Here is a 19,346-nt window from a genome sequence, read left to right on the forward strand (position 1 = left end):
TTCTTACGAGGTCGCACCAGAGCAGAAAGCGCGTACCACCTATGACAACATTCTCCGCGTTATCAAAGACCCGGATATTGTGGACCCCATCCGTTTCTTACGTGAAAGGGAAGTTGTGCATTTCCAGCGTTTCGGAGAGACACTCCGTTCCGTACAGGAAGAACTGGACTTCAAGAACTTCTATGCCTTTAACCCAAGCTTTGACATGCCCGCCAAATGCAGCTGCGATCCGGGCTGCAGCAAATGACATTCATGCGCCGGGAATTATTAGAAGCCATGCAAAAGGTAATTGCCACTGCACCGGAAGCCTACTCCTTTGTATACGGAGGAAAGAAATATCCCGATATCAAAGGATTCGTATACTTCTTCCCGTTGTGGGGCGGTACGGTTGTCCTTGCCGACATTGCCGGACTTCCCACATCGAAAGCTGCCTGTCAGGAAAAGATCTTCGCCTTTCATATCCATGAAGGCTCCTCTTGTGAGGAAAACGCAGAAGGGGATTTCCTCCTCACCGGCAGCCATTTAAATCCTAAGGATTGTCCGCACCCGGAACACGCCGGGGATCTGCCTCCGCTCTTTGAAAATGACGGTTATGCCCTTTCTATGTTCTATACCAACCGGTTCGTGCCGGAGGAAATCATAGGCCGGACGGTGATCATCCATGAAAACCCTGATGACTTCAAAACACAGCCTTCAGGGGATGCCGGCAGCAAGATCGCGTGCGGGGAAATAAAAAGCAGTCTGGAAGATTAAAGAACAGCATTTCATTCCATGAATAAAGGCATTGGCAGATGCTTCTTCACCTGCCAATGCCTTTTTCTATTGAAAATATAAATTTTAATTTCCACAGTGGTGGCCGCATTCATGGGTATGTTCCCCACAGCCGCCGTTTCCGTGCTCATGCTCATGATGCGCACAAACTGTATCCGGATCGTAATTCAGGCTTCCTGCCAAAAATGCCTCCACCTGGGCATCCGCGTCTCCGCATGCTCCGGGATAAAGCTGGATTCCAGCCTCTGCCAGAGCATTTCTCGCTCCGCCGCCGATCCCTCCGCAGATAAGCACCTGTGCTCCGCACTGATTCAAGAATCCGGCCAGGGCACCATGTCCGCTGCCGTTAGTATCGATCACCTCAGAGGACACGATCTTTCCGTCCTCCACCTCATATACCTTGAACTGTTCTGTGTGTCCAAAATGCTGAAATACCTCTCCATTGTCATATGTCACTGCAATTTTCATGTTTGAATCTCCTCTCCTGAATGATTGAACGCACGCATTTCGCCGGTGTCCTTCCTGTCCGCAGAGCCTGTAGCTTCCGCCGCTGATCTCCAGAGATGATGCCTCCACCAGAAAACGGGCCAATTTCTTTCTGGCCTCTGTATAGACTGCCTGCACAGTAGCTCTTCCCACTTCCATCTGCACCGCGCACTCTTCCTGGGTATAGCCCATGTAATCGATCAGCCGGATCGTCTCATACTCCTCAACTGTCATCCGGATCCGATGGGTAGGCTCGCTGCCCTCACCCGGCACAAAAAAACTGCATCCCGGCAGTCTGCAAATCTTTTTCTCCTTATTGGGCCTTGACATCCCTCCACCTCCCAACAGCACGCCGCTTACTCATGCGTTCTTTATTGACATATGCCCATTATACCATATTGTTAGCATATGTCAACTATATTATAAATCTGCTTTTCATCTCTTACCAAAACTTAGGTGCGGACCTCATCCCGTTCCCCATCCCGTTCATTTATTCATTCATTTAATTATGATTCGCCATTCTGAATATCTCATACACATCCTTCTGCCACAGCACCTTAAAATTCGCCACCGAAAACGTATCCTTTCCCGTAGCCCTCTCAGCCATATCCATTAATTCCTCCTCTGTCAGCACTCCGGCCTCCAGTTCTCCCAGGCAAACGGGCATCTCCAGGCTCCTGAAATATTCCACTGTTTTCCGGATTCCTTCTCTGGCAGCGGTCACATCATCCTCCGCCTGCACACCCCACACCTTTCTTCCGTACTGCGCAAACCGTGCCGACTCCTCCATATATACATACAAAGCCCAGGCCTCCCAGACAGCAGACAGGCTGGCCCCGTGTGCCACATCATATTTGGCGCTTAACTCATGTCCTATTTTATGAGGAGCAAAATCCTTCTCTGCCCCAAGTCCTGTAATTCCATTGTGGGAAAGACTGCTGCACCACATCAGCTCACTCATGGCCTCATAATCCGTATGATCCTCCAAGGCCTTTCTGCCGTTTTCGATCACGGTTCTAAGAAGCGCCTCCGCAATTTCATCTGTCATCTGATTCCCCTTTGTATGGGTAAAATACCTGTCCAAAGTGTGCATCATAATATCCACAATTCCGCATGTCACCTGATATTTTGGCAGAGTGTAGGTAAGCTCCGGATTCATAATGGCAAATTTCACCCGGTTTAGATCCGTACTCAGTCCCTGTTTTCTTCCAATCTCTTCATTCGTCAACACCGCGGAATCGCTCATCTCACTCCCTGCAGCCGCAATGGTCAGGACTACGCCCACCGGAAGACTCTTAGTAAGCGGCACCTTCTGCGTCCAAATATCCCAAAGTGAAGTTTCCGGGTTTGCGGTTCCATGGGCAATGCCTTTTGCCGTATCAATAGAACTTCCTCCGCCCACAGCCAGGATAAAGTCTGCCCCAAAAGAGGCAGCCGCTTTCACGCCCGCTTCTGCAAAGGAGAGGAGCGGGTTTGGCTTAACTCCACCCCATTCCTTGAACACGATCCCTGCGTCTTCAAGTTCTGCTTCGATCCTGTCCAGCAGTCCGCTTCTTTTTACACTGCCTCCACCATAGACAAGAAACACCCTGCTTCCGCCCCACTTTTTAACCTCCTCTGCTGTTTTCTTCTCTGCGTCTTTTCCGAATACCACTTCTGTAGGTGCGTAATAAATAAATTCCTGCATATAATATCTCTCCTTTTTTCATCAATAACAGACGGATATCAGCCTGCCCTGCAGCCGCTCCGTATCCTTGCAGCCACAGACAAAAATCCATGCCAAATGACTTTATCCATGAGATTTTTGTCCGGCTGCCGGATCGTTACGTTAATCATCACTACCGGACAGCTTATGACTAAGCCTTTATATCCAGTATACTTTATTTTCTCATTGATTTCTATGAAAAAAAACCTAATAATTCAGGAAATCCCTTGTAATCCTCCTGCATAGAATGATAAAATAGATATCAGGTAACTTTGTCCAGTTTCTTCACAGTTACGGGCAAAATCCATGCAGAACCGTCTCTGGCAATATCTTTTTATCCGGCTGCTGAATGTTTGCTTACGACCAATGCAGCAAATGCAAAGGCCTGCTGGAATAGTTACCGTAACAGCTACTATTAAAACCATTTTGACTGAAATGAGGAGGTTTTTACACTATGGAATACCGTAAATTTGAAAATCTGGGCGTATCACCGTCCCTTCTGGGCTTTGGCTGTATGCGCCTTCCACAGACACCAGACGGAAATATTGACGAGGCAGAAGCAGAGAGAATGCTGGACCGCGCACTTCAGGCGGGAGTCACATACATAGATACAGCCTATCCATACCACAACGGAGACAGTGAACCATTTGTGGGAAAGGTACTGAAAAAATATGACCGCAGCAGTTTCTATCTGGCGACCAAACTGCCTGTATGGAATGTAAAAACAATTGATGACGCAAAGCGCATTTTCCAGGAACAACTTGACCGCCTGGAAGTTGACTATGTAGATTTCTATCTGCTTCACTGTCTGGACAAAGAAAAATGGCAGACGGTTCTGGATCTGGGAATCATTCCTTATATGGAAGAAATGAAAAAAGAAGGAAAAATCAAATTCTTCGGCTTTTCCTTCCACGATGATTTTGAAACCTTTAAGACCATTGCCACTTACCGCAAATGGGATTTCTGTCAGATCCAGTACAACTATGTGGACACTGATATCCAGGCCGGAGATAAAGGCTATGAGCTGACAAAGGAACTGGGCATTCCGCTGGTGATCATGGAGCCGGTCAAAGGCGGTTCTCTTGCCACTCTGCCGGATGCAGTGACAGAACCCTTCAAAGATTACAAGCCAAACTCCAGCATTTCCTCCTGGGCACTTCGCTGGGTGGCCAGCAAATCCAATGTAAAAGTGGTTTTGAGCGGCATGACTACAATGGAGCAGGTGGAAGACAATCTGAACACCTTTGAAAACTTTACACCTCTCAATCTGAAAGAGAAGGAAATCGTAGCTGATGTGGCCACTGCCATCAAACAGAGGACGAAAAACGGCTGTACCGGATGCGCGTACTGTATGCCATGTCCCTTCGGCGTCAACATACCGCAGAATTTCCGCATCTGGAACGATCTGTCCATGTATGAAAATAAAGAGCAGGCTAAACGCGCCTACTTTAATGATCTGGAAGAGGATGCCCGCGCTGACCATTGCCAGAAATGCGGCAAATGCGAGGAAGTCTGTCCCCAGGCCATGTCCATCCGGGATGATCTGGAACGTGTAAAAGAAACCATGGAGAATCTTTGATTTTTCGTATATTGTTCCCCTGATTTCCATATACTGTAAACGCCGGAGTGACCGCAAAATACAGAACTGCTGCACACCGGAAAGGTATAAAGGAGCATAGATACATGAAGGAAAAATTATCTTCCAAAACTTTAAAGCATGCTGCCATCGCAGGAGCAGGTATCTGCGTGGGTGCCTCCTATGTGCTCACCAGCTTTCTGCGCCGATTTGCCCTCTCCCGTACATTTCCCATGTACCGGACGGAGCGGAAAAGCACAGACAAGCCAGATCCCTTAGGCGACTTTCTCCGTCCCGGCAAGGAATGGATCAAAAAGGAAGCCTCCCCGGTGACACTGATCAACCGGGACAGCATGAAGCTGAACGGGCTGTTTCTCCCATCCATACAGGCGGGAAGCACCCGCTATGTGATCCTCTGTCACGGATACCGCAACAACTGCTGCGAACTGGGCGTATATGCCAGACATTTTTGGCACAGGGGATACTCTGTCCTTCTGCCGGATGCCAGAGGACACGGGGACAGTGAAGGCAAATACATCGGCATGGGATGGCAGGAGAGAAAAGATATACTGGAATGGGTTGATTTTCTCCGCCAGAAAGACCCCAAATCCCAGATTGTCCTGATGGGCATTTCCATGGGTGCGGCTACCGTTATGATGGCTTCCGGCGAAAATCTTCCGTCTAATGTGAAGGCTATTATTGAGGACTGCGGATATACCAGCGTCTGGGAAGAATTCAGCGTGCAGATCCATAATTATTTCCATCTGCCGCCCTTCCCGTTTCTGTACCTGTCCTCCCTTGCTTCCAGGATCCGTTACGGTTTTTCCTTCAAGGAAGCCAGCGCCATACGGCAGGTGGCAAAATGCAACCGCCCTATTCTTTTCATTCACGGCTCAAAGGACGCGTTTGTTCCCTTCTACATGCTGAACAAGCTGTACCATGCAGCCAAATGTGAAAAAGAAAAACTGGTCATTGACGGCGCAGGCCACGCACTTTCCTGTGCCACTGACCCAAAACTGTATTTTCGCACCATTGACCAATTCCTGGATAAATATATCATTTAAAAACAGAGCTGCGGCACAGTGTAAACTTTTACTGTGCCGCAGCTCTTTATCTATTCCTGGGAGATTTTTTAACCAGATTTTTAGCAGGCAGACAACACTTCTGTAAGAGCACTCAACAGTGCATCTCCCAGTTCCATGGCAAAAAGTGCCGGAACTGCCTTGTCACCAAGTTCCTCCACTGTTTTCAACACAGCTTCCTTCAGATCATAGGAGATCTGTGCCCGCTCCAGAATTTCATATACGCTGTCAGTCATATCTTTTTCTGCAATGAAAAGTCCGTTCCCAAACTTCACTTTGATCTCACTTGTCACCAAAATTTCTTCCGCTTTGACTGTGAGGGTACATGTACGGGCATCATAAGACTGCTCTGTTTTTATTGTCTGTCCATCTGCAGTCACCTCTGCCGCAGTATCCCTCACCCCTCTGAAACGCAGTGTCCATGTTCTTTTCTCTGGCAGGACCGCAGTATTTCCTCTTGCGGCTGAGATTGAAAAACCTTCTCCGTTTTTTTGAATCAGATCTGTGCATACCCAGTTTTCATCCATATCTTCCGGTGAATCCCCATCATCCTCCCAGAGCTGGAAGCAGTTGTCAGCTCCCGGGAAAATGAGGATCTCCATGTTTTCAGGATTGCTCAGGTCATTCATCTGCTCCGGCAGCTCCTGCATGGGGACAATGCCGCCGGCACGGGCAAATACCGGTATCTCCTCCACACTTCTCCATACAGAAAACAGACGTCCGCCTTCATATCTGCGTCCTGTAAAGAAATCAAACCATACGCCTTTGGGAAGCCATGCTTTTGCACATCCCATACAGATGCAGGCATCCGCCGGGTCTGTGACAGGCGCTGCTATAAGCTCTGTTCCAAAATAATATTCATTTGGCACATCATAAGTCTCCTCACGCTCCGGCTCCATCCAGTACATAGGGCGCACCAGCGGCTGTCCGTCCCTACTGGCATAACGGTTCATGGTGTACAGATACGGCACCAGTTTATGACGCAGGCGAAGGAATTCCTCCATGATGCTCTGTGTGATCTTATTATATTTCCACGGCTCCTTGCCGTTAAAAGGATTATCTGTGCTGTGCAGACGATTCAACGGTGAAAATACGCCTAACTGTACCCATCTGGCAGTCAACTCATCATCACGGACTCCGTGCATATGGCCTCCGATATCATGGCTCCACCACCCGTATCCCGCATTGCTGGCAGTCGCGGTAAAATAGGGCTGGAATTTCAGGCTGTCCCAGGAGATGACCGTGTCACCGGAAAATCCAATAGGATATCTGTGACTTCCGATTCCTGCATACCTGGAAAAGGTCAGACGGCGTTTTCCCCTCCTGGCACTGTCCAGATAGTGAAAATGATTCAGCATCCAAAGCGGGTCTAATCCCGGTATCTTCGTGACCGTTCCCTGCTGCCAGTCCAGCCACCAGAAATCCACCCCCTCCTCCTCAAGGGGATGATGAAGCTCTTCAAAATACACCTCCAGAAAATGCCTGTCTGTCACATCAAACTGCACCGGTTCCTGGCTGTCCGGGTCTATGCCCATACGTTTTGCCACTCTCTCGTAGGCCTGCTCATAGGCACGGACACCGTCTGCAGGATGCACATTCAAAGTGATTTTCATATTTCTTTTGTGAAGCCAGTCCATAAACTCCTTGGGATCCGGGAAAAACTCCCGGTTCCAGGTATATCCGGTCCAACCGCTTCCATACTTAGGATCAATATCCACCAGATGCCAGTCCATATCTATTACAGCTACAGAAAAAGGGATCTGCTCCCGCTCAAAGCGTTCCATCAGCTCTTTGTATTCCTGCTCCGTATATTTATGATAACGGCTCCACCAGTTTCCAAACACCCAGCGGGGCAGAAGGGGGGTCTGGCCGCAGAGATAATACAAATCCTTAACTGCCTCCTGATACCTGTGCCCATAACCGAAGAAATAGAAATCTATGCTGTCCTTCGGACGCACTTCCACCCATCCGTCCTCCGTGATTGCCATACTGCGGCTGTCATCCACAATAGAAAATCCGTTCCTTGACACCACACCGCTTTCCAGGGGAATCGCGCCGTCCGCTTCATCCAGAGTGCGGGCCGTTCCTCCCAGATCCCTAACCGGATCTTTGTAATGCCAATTTGTCTCATTGGATCTTCCGCCTGTTACCTTGATAAAAAGGCCGTTTGGGGCGAATTCCTTTTTGTTGTAGGTCAGCTCCAGGGCACTGGTAAAAATCTTCAGCTCCTCCTTGGTCTCTGATACCTTGAATACAGGTACCGGAAAATCCCGGTTGATAACCGTCTGGGTCGCCCTGTCCTCAAAAATTCCGTCTCTGCTGTATTCCAGACGCAGAAGGGATTCTGTCAGAACTGTGATCCTGTAGTTTTCCCCCTGGATCATACTTTCTCTTCTGGCTATTGGCCTTACTTTAAGCTTCTCATTTACTCCACTCATGTCTGCTCCTCTCCTATGCATACCTTTTTTCTTACGGGGCTTTGCCTCTGTTTTCCTTTATTGTAATTGTTTTGTATAATACCTGCAAAGGTTTTTTAAGAAAACCTGATATTTTTATGCAATATTGTCACTTTCTTCTGCTTATCCTGTCCATATCTTCTAATTGACATTAGTTTCTGATTCTGGTATGATGTAAGTTGCTGATTGTGTATAAGAGGGTGCCGCGATAAGCATTTACTACGCTTATGCGACACCCGTTTTTCATGCAGCGGTCACATTTTGATGTAACGGACCTTTATAGCATAAAGGATTCGGGGCTATCCCCCGATAGAAAGGACTATTTATTTTATATGGAAACAACGAAATTTGAAGAATTGGATTTATTCCCGGAAATTGAAAAAGCAGTGAGATACATGGGTTTTGAGGAGGCCTCCCCTATTCAGGCCAAAGCAATTCCTGCTATGATAAGCGGCCGTGATATTATCGGCCAGGCACAGACCGGAACAGGAAAAACCGCAGCCTTTGGTATCCCTCTTTTGCAGAAGATAGATATTAAGAACAAAAAACTTCAGGCGATCGTGCTCTGCCCCACAAGAGAGCTTGCAATTCAGGTAGCTGACGAGATCCGTAACCTGGCAAAGTACCTGCACGGCATCAAAGTCCTCCCCATCTACGGCGGTCAGGACATTGTAAAGCAGATCCGTTCCCTGAAAAATGGAACACAGCTTATCATCGGAACTCCGGGCCGTGTCATGGACCACATGCGCAGAAAAACCCTGAAAATGGATGATGTGCACACAGTTGTTCTGGATGAGGCTGATGAAATGCTCAACATGGGATTCCGCGAAGACATTGAAACGATCTTAAGCGGTGTTCCGGAAGAACGCCAGACCGTTCTCTTTTCAGCCACCATGCCAAAGCCGATCCTGGAGATCACTAAAAAATTCCAGAAGGATGCCGAAGTCATCAAGGTGACAAAAAAAGAGCTGACTGTCCCCAATATCGAACAGTTCTACTATGACGTAAAGCCTAAAAACAAAGAGGAAGTGCTCTCCCGCCTTCTGGACCTCTACTCTCCAAGACTCTCTGTCGTGTTCTGCAACACCAAAAAACAGGTAGACCTTTTAGTCAATGCCCTGATCGGCAGAGGATACTTTGCCGCAGGCCTGCACGGGGATATGAAGCAGGCTCAGCGTGACCGTGTTATGCAGAGCTTCAGAAAAGGAAGAACCGACATTCTGGTTGCCACAGATGTAGCTGCCCGCGGTATTGATGTGGATGACATTGAAGCTGTATTTAATTATGATCTTCCCCAGGACGACGAATACTATGTACACCGGATCGGGCGTACAGGACGTGCGGGAAGAGGCGGCCGTGCCTTCACATTTGCCAGCGGAAGAGAGCTTTACAAATTAAAAGAGATCCAGCGCTACTGCAAGACTAAGATCTACGCGCAGAAGGTTCCCTCTTTAAACGACGTGGCCAACACCAAGATGGAAAACATTTTGGAAAATGTGGATTCTGTCATTGAAAGAGAAAATCTCTCCCTTATGATCGACGCCATTGATGAGAAAGTCAACAACTCTGACTACACCACCTTAGACCTGGCTGCTGCTCTGCTGAAGCTGTATATGGGCATGGTACAGGAGGAGCCGGAGGAAGAAGCCGTTGATTTCGGTGATACCGGCGCAGAGGAACCCGGTATGGTACGTCTCTTCATCAATATAGGTAAAAAGCAGCGTGTCCGCCCCGGCGATATCCTGGGTGCCATTGCAGGGGAAAGTGGAATGCCGGGCAAGCTCATCGGAAGCATTGACATGTTTGACAAATACACCTTTGTGGAAGTCCCCAGAGAATACGCCAAAGATGTGCTGAATGCCATGAAAACTGCCAAAATAAAAGGAAACACCATAGCCATTGAACCAGCCAACCAGAGGTAGTTCAAAGCTCCTGCTATGGTTTGCGTGACTCCCTTAAGGGTGTACAATCCTTCGTGTGTATGATAAAATGTCTGTATCCTGATCAAACAAAAGGATACAGACATTATTTTTTTGCCGAAATACAGCATTCTTGTGCTGTACAGAAGGGGGATACCAATGAAGAAAAGAATTGTAACTCTGACACTCTTGGCGCTTCTCACCTCAGCCACGCTATTTTCTGTAAGCGGCTGCAGCAGCGGTCAGACAAAAAGCACTTCCGAAAAAACTTCCGAAAAAGCTTCCGTCTCCGATGAGGATACGAAGAAAGATAATTCCGACACAAAAAAAAGCACGGTAAAGATACTGAAGGGGAACGGCATTTCACTGAATAACGGGGGTACTCCATCCAAACAGCCGCCCTTATCCGGATCTTCATCTTCGGAAGAAGCAGACGCTTCCGGAACACCTGAAACAGAAGTTCAGGGCAGTACGCAGACAAGCCCCTCCGAGATTCCGGACCCTTTGACAGGCACGGAAGAACGCCGTGATCTGACCACTGAGGAACTGGACTATTTCTCAGCTTTTGTGAGTGACTCTGAAAATTATGGTTTTCTGCGCTCCTCCTACAGCGTTCCCCAGAAAGTTGATTTGGACCAGGTATTATATACCGGTGCAGGCATGCCTTCAGAACCGCTCACCTTTGAGGAGAGCGCTGCTCTTCAGGCCGCAAGCGGGGAACCTATCCTTACAGATGTGACACATTTGACTTCACAGCAGATCGAGGATTTTCTCCAGCGAAAAATGGGGATCAGCCTGGGCGAAGTCAGCAGCTTCAACTGGATCTATCTGGAACAGTTCGACAGCTATTACAGGGAACACGGAGACACCAACCGGGTGTCCTTTACCTGTTCAAGCGGATGGACTGAGGACGGTATGTATTATCTTGACTGTCAGTCCAATGACGGCGCCCTGCGCACCGCGCTGACCCTGGAACAAAGCGGTGATACCTATCTGTTCCGTTCCAATATCCTGCAGTAAATGTAAGCCCGGGAATACATCAAAAAGCTGCTGTACCTGCTCTGCCGGAAATATTTTTCCGACGGCCGGTACAGCAGCTTTAAATAATAATCATTCCTCTTAATCTACTACTTCCACACTTTCTATCACCGGCTGGTTTTCCGGCGCAACACTTCCGTTACTGTCCTCTGTTTTCACATCGTCGCAGATCTGATCTACAATATCCATCCCCTCTGTCACATGACCAAATGCAGCATATTCGTTATCCAGATGAGAAGAGGTCTCCTGCACGATAAAAAATTGTGAGCTGGCACTGTCCATGTCACTGGAGCGGGCCATGGAGATAGTCCCTCTTGTGTGTTTCAGGGGATTATCCACCCCGTTTTTGGAAAACTCACCTTTAATGGTCTTATCAGCGCCTCCGGTACCGTCTCCTTTGGGGTCTCCGCCCTGGATCATGAAACCTTTTATGATCCTGTGAAAGGTCAGCCCGTCGTAAAACCCTTCCTTTGCAAGACCGATAAAATTTTCCACTGTTATGGGTGCCGCTGAACTGTCCAGTTCCACAGCAATAGTCCCGTAGTCCTTCACATTGATCTTCACATGATGCAGTTCCTCAGAGGATGCCTGACGGACCGGTTCCTTCTCCTGTCCTCCGCAGCCGGTCAGCAAAAAAGACAGCGTCAAGATCACTGCCGCAAATAAACAATTCCATTTCTTCATATCTCATGCCCTTCCTGTTCTTCTCTTTTCTGACCGGAAGACAGATCTATGCCCTCCGGTCGCGTTGTCAGTATACCATATTTTCTGTACAGGAAAAAGGCTGTGTCCCGGTATTTTTATTTCAGGCCCACATAGATGTGTATTTCCGCGTTTTCCACATCCTGATTCCTGTATTCTTCAAAATCCGCCTTGAAAGCTCTGTCCAGATCCATCTTCCACAGCTCCTGCCAGAATTTGGCCACTGCACGGTGCATATGGCCTTTTACCACAAATCTTGCATATTTTCCGGCAGGTATACGAATCACAGCCATGCCTTCCGGTACATTGCCTTCTGCCAACGTCTGGCATCCCGCCGTAAAATCATAGTCATCCAGAATCCCTCCCGCATATCCGGAGTAAATCCCTATTGGCATCCCGCTGCACTTATCCGGTATAGCCTCGTAAATCCCCTGGGTAAAAAACCGCTCCCACACGCCTCCGATCACAGCTCCCATATCAGGCGCCTGATTATTGGTACGGGCACTCAGTCCGAAGACAGTTTTTTCCTTTAATTCCACTATTTCATATTCCATTTGTTACAGCCTCATCTCTTCTTATTTTCCAAAACCAACGCAGTTATCTCAAAACCACATGGCAGCGGAATAAGGCTACTATATCAAATGAATCATGACAACTGCCTGTCATCATTGCGGGGAAAGTCTGTTTCTTTTGTATAACATCTCTGCATCCTGCCCAGCAGTTCCCACAGTTCCTCCCTCAGCTTGACCGGCTCTAAAAGCTCCATCTGTTCCCCAAAGCTCAGAAGCCATCCAAACAGGCTGTTCCTGTCCGCAAAATCTGAGACAAACAACAGATATCCGTCTTCCTGTTCCTCAAAGCATTCAACTCCGTACTCTTCAATAAGACGCCATTTCATCTGCGGAGCACACCGGACTTTCACATGGATAGACGCGGGATAGATACGTCTTGGAGAACAGTCGCAGTCCGGAAGCTGCCTCTTTTCAAACAAAACCCCTGTATCCTTCAAGCTGTCCATACGGTTTAATTTGAACATTCGGTAGTCCTGCCTCTCTCTGCAGTATCCCCACACATACCAGGAGGCCCACTGAAACACGAGAAGATACGGCTCTATCTCCCGCTCACCCTCCCCTTTTGGGGAATAATATCTGAACGCTATCAATCTGCAGTCCTCAATTGCATTTTGTATCAGTTCTATCTTAGGTGCCAGGGCGGATTTATACCAGGAGGACAGATCGATCCTGATATGGTCATTGCTGGTGAGCACCTCCTGACTCCCCACAGACAGCTTCTCCATAAGAAGCTGATACCTATTGGTTCCCGCTACACTGTCCAGGCTTCTAAGTCCTGCAAGGATGGAATGCATATCCCTGGAGGTGAGAAGTGTCTTATCCAGCCGGTATCCCTCCATAATGGAAATGCCGCCATTCTGCCCCTGGGTTGTGACAATAGGGATCCCCGCTTTACAGATATCCTCTATATCCCGGTTGATCGTCCGCCTGGAAACCTCAAATTTTTCTGCCAGATAGGGCGCTGTCACCTTATCCTGCTGAAGCAGAATAGAAAGTATGCCAATCAGCCTGTCTATCTTCATTTCTTTCCCTCACCGCCCGTATTTATTTCCACAAAACATCCGCCTTTTTCCTGGGCGCGGTGCGCCTGTACACCACATTGGGATATCCCAGAAGCATACAGCAGGATACCGCCTTCTCTCCTATTCCCAGCCATTCATGCAGAACTGGACTTTCCCTGATGACACGCATCATATAGCCGCTGTAGAGCGCCCCCAGTCCTTCTGCTGCTGCCATATTTTCAATATTTGCTGCCGCCAGTCCTCCGTCCAACTGATTGTTTGAGGCAATGACCAGAAAGACAGGGGTGTTAAAAAAGAAGGTATCTCTCTCCTTATCCCCCTGCCACAGCTTATAAAAATAGGAAAACGCCCCGGCGTAGTCCGGTCCTGTCTCTTTCAGAGACCGGATGATATCAGGCATTTCCTGCCAGACAAGATTTTTGAACTCCGAAAGCCGCTCCCGGACTACCACAAAGGTGCAGTCCTGCATATTTTTTGCTGTAGCTGTATAACGCCCTGCCTCCAGGATTCTTTCTATCACTTCCCTGCCGGGAATTTCCTCTTTAAAATCACGGATACTTCTTCTGTATTTTACGGCTCTCAGAAAATGTTCCGGAGAGACGGAAAAGTCCTCCTCACGGTATTCTTCCACATCCTCCATATCAAATTCCGGTATGGACGCCGCATTGACCGGACATACTGCAACGCAGTGACCACATTGGATGCAGGAGCGGATAACCTCCGCTTTCCCCTCTTTTTGACGGATCGCGCTGCCCGGACAATCCTTCACACATGCGCCGCATCCCACACAAATCTCCTGATTGATAACTGCCATGGAAAACACCTCCTAATATTACTGTTCCTATGCAAATTTAAAAGCTGCATTTAATAAAATTACCTTATTTTTTCTTAATCAGCCTTTACTGGCTATTGAAATAATATTCTGCTATAATAGATGGAAAATAGAAACGGAGGGATTTTTATGGATCTTGTTTTTCTTTATTTGGAATATCCGCTGCGCATGCTGGGTGCCATCTTCTGCGGCGCCCTCATTGGATATGAGCGGGAAAATCAGATGAAAATGGCCGGCATCCGCACACACTCCATTGTGTCCCTTGCCTCCGCGCTTATGATGATCGTATCAAAATACGGATTTTTCGATGTTCTGTCATCCCATGTAAACCTGGACCCGTCCCGTATAGCCGCAGGGGTGGTGACTGCCATCGGTTTTCTCGGGGCAGGAGTTATCTTCACCCACAAGATGAATATCAGCGGCCTGACCACATCTGCGGGACTGTGGGCAACCGTCGGCGTTGGCATGGCACTGGGTGCGGGCATGTATGTTCCCGGCATCAGCGCCACGGTTCTGATACTGCTTCTGCAGTTTTTCTTCCATCGGAATTTCCGCTGGCTGAAATCCTCCAGTATTGAACAGGTAACTCTTATCATGGAACAGGAGGATGATCTGCGCAGTATCCTTGAAAACACCTTTCATCTGGATGAGATCAAGATCACCAGCATGAAGGTAAAACGCCTGAAAGATAATCAGGTGGAAGTGAAGCTCTTTGTCAAATTTCCGGACAGCTATGACATCTTTCATACTCTGGACCTGCTCAGGAAAAATCCGAAGATCACCTCCATTGATCTATAGCCGCTGGCCCACAAGGGGATTCTATTATGTCTATGCAGCAGCATTCAAATCGTGATAAAACATATACTGCTGCAGGATTCCCGCACAGCCCTTATATCTGTCATAGGGAAATCCTTGCGGATAGTGGGCCTCCAGGATCTTTTTCACATGTGTATCCACAGGAAACGCATCTATATGGTAAAGTCCGAAGAGACAGATACAGTCTGCCACCTTTTTTCCGATTCCGTACTGTCTGACCAATTCCCTGTGAGCCGTCTCATAGTCCGCTGCCCGCAGCATGTTCAAATCCAGGCTGCCGTCCAGTACAGACTGGGCAGTGCGGAATATGTACTTGTCTCTGTATCCAAGTCCCAGACCGGAAAGCACCTCCATTCCCGCATTCACAATCGCTTCCGGTTCCGGAAATGTATGATACCTCACGCCCTCACCGGTATGCTTTTCTTCTCCTATGGTACTGCAAAGCAGTTCAATGCTTTTTCTGATCCGGGATATATTATTGTTCTGGGATACTAAAAAAGTTACGATCATTTCCCATAAATCCTGGCGCAGAATCCGTATACCCCATCCTTTCTGTACAGCCTCCGTAAGATAAGCATCCTCTTCATCCACTGATCTCTTGATGGCGCCATAGTCTGTGTGCAGATCCAGATAATCCTCCCAGATTTCCCCAAACTCTTTCTCTGTGCAGGAAAAGGAAAATACATCCCCCTTCTGCTCAATTTCCAGATACTTTCCAAATGCCGTAAGAGCATACACATTTTCCCTTTTCTGAACCATTCGGAAAGATTGTCCGGACACTGCGATCTGCCCCAGATCCAGGTCTGCTATTTTTCTCTTTGTCATTCCTCGTCCGCTGCCTCCCCCAGTCTTTCACCCATTTTCACAATAGTCTCATATCCATTCTCCGTGTTGTACAAAAACCGCTGGTCAAATTTTACCGCGTCTTTCTGAAACAGCAGAATGACCGTGGAACCGCCGAATTCAAAGCGTCCCTTTTCCTCCCCCTTTTTCACAGTCTCCTCTTCGTGATAGTTGGTGATCCGACCCACTAACAGCGCTCCCACCTCCATCATGAGCACCACTTTAAAATGCTCACTTTGCAGCAGGGAAAATTCTCTGGTATTTTCCTTGTAGATAGGGCAGACTTCATTGGCTGCCGGATTCACAGTGTGAAAAACCCCGGGTATTCTGATATTCATGGATTTTCTGCCGTTGTCCACATAACAGTAACGGTGATAGTCATCCACGGTCAGACGGAAAATGCAAGCGTATCCCCCCTGATACCGCCTTGCCATATGTCCGGAGCGCAGCAGGGAATCTACGGTATACTCCGTCCCCTTAATAGAAAAGCGCCTCTTCCCATCAATGGGATAGACGCTCAGCTTCCCGTCGCAGGGGCTGATCAGGGTGTCCGCATCCCCCTCTGCCGGCCGATATTCTTTCTTTATCTGTCTTGTAAAAAAATCATTGTAGGAAGCGTATTCCTTCCTCTCATACAGGTCAAGAGATATGCCCTGGCGCTTCACAAAGGGTTTTATGAGCACTCTGGAGCATCTGCTGTCCAGCAGCCATCCCCCTGCTTTGGAGACCACAGGCTGAACCAGTATTTTCAAAGCCATACGGCCTGTCCTGTGGTTATACATCCATCGAAGGAACCTGTCCTGCCCTGAATCCTCTGTTGTTATATTTCCCTCTCTGTCTATATATTTCATTCCCTTATCCTCCTGTATCTTACAGCTTCCGCAGCCACGGGAGCCATGGCCAGCCATGTCTGAATTCTATGCGGTATCTTGTTCTGAGAAGCATGATGCAAAGAGCCACAGCCACCACTGCCACAAGAACTGCCAATGTAGAATTCTTCGGTTTCCTGAACCGGAAGTTCACCACAAAAAGAATTCCCACCACCAGCAGCGCCAGGTGCAGACATATGACGAACACAAAATCCGACACGAAAAATTGAATCATAAAAACCAAAGGCAATACCACCGCCATGGAGGTAATGGGAAGCCCCTTGTAATATTTCTCCCCCTCCTCACTGACCAATGCCCCTTTCATCTCCATCACATTAAAGTAAGCAAGCCGTATGACAGAGTTTACACAATACAGGGCAATGACAGCAAGGCCCAGAGGCCCCCTCACACCCAAAAGATAACATATCATAGCCGGAAACACTCCGAAACATACCACATCGCAAAGAGAATCGATCTGAATTCCAAAAGACTTCTCATCCTCTGTCCTGTTTTTCATAGAACGGGCAATTTTTCCGTCAAACATATCGCAAAGCCCCGACAAAGCCAGGCAGAACACTGCCGCTTTAAATCTGCCGTGTATTGCCTGTGTCATTCCGAATACGGAAGAAAGCAGACTTATATAAGTCAATATCACTGAGTAATTATAAAATCCTATCATCTTTTTCTGTTCCTCTTTTCTTTATCCTCTCTTGTACAGCCGGTTCTCTGTTTATAGGAACTCATGCAGTGCTGTCCTGAGCTTTGCGTCCAATGGTAAAATGCGCGACTGCAGTCATGCCTGCACTGAAAAGCAGCTGCACGTAAAAAGCTATCCCCCTGCTCAAAACCATAGCCGGCAGCAGCAGGCTGCCTGCAAAAATAGTCTTAAATATGATCAAAAACAGGTTTTCACTGATCCCCATTCCTCCCGGAAGAGGCAGCATATCCACAGAAACTGATACTACAGCCTGAAGCATGACCACATCATAGACACTTGCTCCGTGAAGTCCAAATGCGCGGTATACAAACCATGTCACAAAGAACAGGGCAAACCTCTGCAGAAATGTGATCAGCAGCACATTGACAATGACTTTCCCATGACCTTTCAGATAATCAGAGGTGGCTGTATAGTGATTCATGGACTCTTCCAGTTTTCTGGTCCTCTCCTCTTTTTTTCTGAAGATACGCACATGTTCCAGAACTGACAATCCCTTCATCATAATGAATTTTGCCAGGGATGGGCACAGCACCAGAACAGACATGGCAATGCAGCAGAATACATTCAAAGCTACACCCAGATAAAAGACCGGAAGAATACCTTCCAGGTATTTATGCACAAATCCTCTCTGAAAAAATGCTACGAAAAGGCCGATGAACACCAGCACTGATTTGTATGTGATCGTGACGATCATCAGCACCAGTGTAGCCACCGGGACTGATATTTTATTTTTTCTCATATAATAGATCTGCATGGGCTGCCCCCCGCTTGCGGACGGTGTGATACAGCTGAAAAAGAATCCGATGCAGGAATACTGGAAACAAGTCCTCTTCTTAGTCCTGATGTTCAAAGTACCCAGCATGTAATGGATAATGATGGACTCTCCCCAGATAAAAATGATCACCCCCAGCACAGCCGGGAGAAGATACCAGGGATTCACCCTCACGATGGCTTTCAGCACAGCCCCCAGGTCCTCCCCGTGGAAGACACTGTATATAGTTAAAATGAAAACAGCAGCGAGAAATATACCATTTCCTATTTTTTTCTTTTTACTTGTCAAACTTCACTCTCTTTCCCGCAGGTGCTTTTTCTCCTGCTAAAAAATATTTCATATAATCTGTCAAACAGCCTTTTAAAGAGCTTATATATACTCGTATGGAAAGCTATATAATAGGTAAGTTCCGCTATGGCAATACCGCCGAATACATCCACAATGTAATGCTGCTTTGTCACCTGCGTGGACACGCATACGAGTAGGGCAAACAGACAGGAAAAGATCCGGTAGGCTTTTGGAACTGACTTTCTTCCCCGAATGCCGATAAAGCAAAACCAGCTCACAAGGCAGTGAATAGACGGAAAAAGATTTACCGGCGCATCTGCCTTATATACAGCCTGGAGCAGTGTTACCCAGATACCATCCCCGCTCAGCACGGGTCTGACATTGGTAGTCGGAAGCAATAAAAAAAACGCACAGCAGACCAGTCTTGACATGATGTCTGCCGCAGCGAAACGGATACAATGTTCCTCTCCCTGTCTTGCGATCAGTATATAATTTATGATCCAGAACAGATAACATCCCAGATAGATGGATACAAATCCGGGAATCAGAGGCACTGCCCTGTCAAAAGGCAGCGTCAAGTCGTAATGTTTCCATTCATTGGCAATCTTAGAAATCCCAAAATATACAATACAGTTCACCGTCACACAGGAAAGCAGCGGAAATACAGCATATGAGGGAATCCATGCATTCTTTTTTTGCTTGTTCTGCATAGTCTGTCTCCTTAATACATCTAAATTGTATTATAACAGATTTCTGCAAATAGTCTAATAAAATTATCTTAATAACAATATTTGTGATAATTTGACACCTTCAAACTACAATGTTTCTTTTTACCGGCTTGTCACTGTAAATACGCATTTTACTGTATCATACCGTTAC

18 protein-coding genes and 1 pseudogene are annotated in these 19,346 nt (G+C 47.6%); 7 read left to right on the plus strand and 12 right to left on the minus strand.

From position 1 onward, the window contains the following. Positions 1 to 7: 7 nt before the first annotated feature. Together BLCOC_RS19360 and BLCOC_RS19365 are read left to right on the plus strand one after the other, a co-directional pair. A pseudogene (locus BLCOC_RS19360) lies at positions 8 to 247 on the plus strand (manganese catalase family protein); the annotation flags it as partial. Continuing rightward, on the plus strand, positions 244 to 753 hold the full coding sequence (locus BLCOC_RS19365; protein ID WP_115623104.1) for a superoxide dismutase family protein: 510 nt from the start codon (positions 244 to 246) through the stop codon (positions 751 to 753). The pseudogene BLCOC_RS19360 and the gene BLCOC_RS19365, both read left to right, overlap by 4 nt. Positions 754 to 837: 84 nt before the next feature. Here the strand turns inward: BLCOC_RS19365 and BLCOC_RS19370 are convergent, their stop codons facing one another. Then, positions 838 to 1,587 carry a NifB/NifX family molybdenum-iron cluster-binding protein gene (locus BLCOC_RS19370; RefSeq protein WP_115623105.1) on the minus strand — a complete coding sequence of 250 codons (750 nt, stop codon included), beginning with the start codon at positions 1,585 to 1,587 and terminating at the stop codon, positions 838 to 840. A 172-nt stretch (positions 1,588 to 1,759) separates the two neighbouring features. Further along, complete coding sequence (locus BLCOC_RS19375) at positions 1,760 to 2,944, minus strand: iron-containing alcohol dehydrogenase (RefSeq protein WP_115623106.1); 1,185 nt, start codon at positions 2,942 to 2,944, stop codon at positions 1,760 to 1,762. 472 nt (positions 2,945 to 3,416) lie between these two features. Between BLCOC_RS19375 and BLCOC_RS19380 the strand changes: the two genes are divergently transcribed. After that, on the plus strand, positions 3,417 to 4,541 hold the full coding sequence (locus BLCOC_RS19380; protein ID WP_029468402.1) for an aldo/keto reductase: 1,125 nt from the start codon (positions 3,417 to 3,419) through the stop codon (positions 4,539 to 4,541). Positions 4,542 to 4,645: 104 nt separating this feature from the next. After that, positions 4,646 to 5,602 (plus strand): alpha/beta hydrolase, encoded by a 957-nt coding sequence (locus BLCOC_RS19385; RefSeq protein ID WP_115623107.1) that lies wholly within the window; start codon positions 4,646 to 4,648, stop codon positions 5,600 to 5,602. A gap of 80 nt (positions 5,603 to 5,682) precedes the next feature. Here BLCOC_RS19385 and BLCOC_RS19390 read toward each other — a convergent pair whose 3' ends face one another. Then, positions 5,683 to 8,058 (minus strand): glycoside hydrolase family 31 protein, encoded by a 2,376-nt coding sequence (locus BLCOC_RS19390; protein ID WP_115623108.1) that lies wholly within the window; start codon positions 8,056 to 8,058, stop codon positions 5,683 to 5,685. 350 nt (positions 8,059 to 8,408) lie between these two features. Here BLCOC_RS19390 and BLCOC_RS19395 point away from each other — a divergent pair, with 350 nt between their 5' ends. Further along, entirely contained in the window at positions 8,409 to 9,998 is a 1,590-nt protein-coding gene (locus BLCOC_RS19395) for a DEAD/DEAH box helicase (RefSeq protein ID WP_026255758.1), read from the plus strand. 156 nt (positions 9,999 to 10,154) lie between these two features. Further along, positions 10,155 to 11,015, plus strand: coding sequence for a hypothetical protein (locus tag BLCOC_RS19400; RefSeq protein ID WP_115623109.1), 861 nt, complete (start codon positions 10,155 to 10,157; stop codon positions 11,013 to 11,015). Between the two features lie 99 nt (positions 11,016 to 11,114). Here the strand turns inward: BLCOC_RS19400 and BLCOC_RS19405 are convergent, their stop codons facing one another. The 4 genes from BLCOC_RS19405 to BLCOC_RS19420 all read right to left on the minus strand — a co-directional run bounded on the left by BLCOC_RS19405 (position 11,115) and on the right by BLCOC_RS19420 (position 14,143). Then, complete coding sequence (locus BLCOC_RS19405; RefSeq protein ID WP_115623110.1) at positions 11,115 to 11,717, minus strand: peptidylprolyl isomerase; 603 nt, start codon at positions 11,715 to 11,717, stop codon at positions 11,115 to 11,117. Between the two features lie 116 nt (positions 11,718 to 11,833). Beyond that, positions 11,834 to 12,289: a GyrI-like domain-containing protein gene (locus tag BLCOC_RS19410; protein ID WP_115623111.1), complete on the minus strand. Its 456-nt coding sequence runs from the start codon at positions 12,287 to 12,289 to the stop codon at positions 11,834 to 11,836. Between the two features lie 92 nt (positions 12,290 to 12,381). Then, positions 12,382 to 13,329 carry a helix-turn-helix transcriptional regulator gene (locus tag BLCOC_RS19415; RefSeq protein ID WP_115623112.1) on the minus strand — a complete coding sequence of 316 codons (948 nt, stop codon included), beginning with the start codon at positions 13,327 to 13,329 and terminating at the stop codon, positions 12,382 to 12,384. A gap of 22 nt (positions 13,330 to 13,351) precedes the next feature. Continuing rightward, positions 13,352 to 14,143 (minus strand): nitroreductase family protein, encoded by a 792-nt coding sequence (locus BLCOC_RS19420; RefSeq protein WP_115623113.1) that lies wholly within the window; start codon positions 14,141 to 14,143, stop codon positions 13,352 to 13,354. Between the two features lie 147 nt (positions 14,144 to 14,290). Here BLCOC_RS19420 and BLCOC_RS19425 point away from each other — a divergent pair, with 147 nt between their 5' ends. Continuing rightward, on the plus strand, positions 14,291 to 14,959 hold the full coding sequence (locus BLCOC_RS19425) for an MgtC/SapB family protein (protein WP_029468395.1): 669 nt from the start codon (positions 14,291 to 14,293) through the stop codon (positions 14,957 to 14,959). Between the two features lie 30 nt (positions 14,960 to 14,989). Here the strand turns inward: BLCOC_RS19425 and BLCOC_RS19430 are convergent, their stop codons facing one another. The 5 genes from BLCOC_RS19430 to BLCOC_RS19450 all read right to left on the minus strand — a co-directional run bounded on the left by BLCOC_RS19430 (position 14,990) and on the right by BLCOC_RS19450 (position 19,177). Then, positions 14,990 to 15,802 carry a DNA-3-methyladenine glycosylase family protein gene (locus BLCOC_RS19430; RefSeq protein WP_115623114.1) on the minus strand — a complete coding sequence of 271 codons (813 nt, stop codon included), beginning with the start codon at positions 15,800 to 15,802 and terminating at the stop codon, positions 14,990 to 14,992. Continuing rightward, positions 15,799 to 16,671: a phosphatidylserine decarboxylase gene (locus BLCOC_RS19435; RefSeq protein WP_029468393.1), complete on the minus strand. Its 873-nt coding sequence runs from the start codon at positions 16,669 to 16,671 to the stop codon at positions 15,799 to 15,801. Before BLCOC_RS19435 ends, BLCOC_RS19430 begins: the two co-directional genes overlap by 4 nt. Positions 16,672 to 16,690: 19 nt before the next feature. Then, the gene (locus BLCOC_RS19440) at positions 16,691 to 17,368 is read right to left on the minus strand and encodes a CDP-alcohol phosphatidyltransferase family protein (protein ID WP_029468392.1); all 678 of its coding nucleotides are present in this window, start codon (positions 17,366 to 17,368) and stop codon (positions 16,691 to 16,693) included. Positions 17,369 to 17,429: 61 nt separating this feature from the next. Continuing rightward, positions 17,430 to 18,467, minus strand: a complete 1,038-nt coding sequence (locus BLCOC_RS19445) for a lysylphosphatidylglycerol synthase transmembrane domain-containing protein (RefSeq protein WP_029468391.1) — start codon at positions 18,465 to 18,467, stop codon at positions 17,430 to 17,432. Then, positions 18,464 to 19,177 (minus strand): phosphatase PAP2 family protein, encoded by a 714-nt coding sequence (locus BLCOC_RS19450; RefSeq protein ID WP_029468390.1) that lies wholly within the window; start codon positions 19,175 to 19,177, stop codon positions 18,464 to 18,466. The genes BLCOC_RS19445 and BLCOC_RS19450 overlap by 4 nt, the downstream gene beginning before the upstream one ends. Positions 19,178 to 19,346 lie beyond the last annotated feature (169 nt).

The organism is Blautia coccoides (assembly GCF_034355335.1).
In the GTDB taxonomy this organism is placed as follows: domain Bacteria; phylum Bacillota; class Clostridia; order Lachnospirales; family Lachnospiraceae; genus Blautia; species Blautia producta.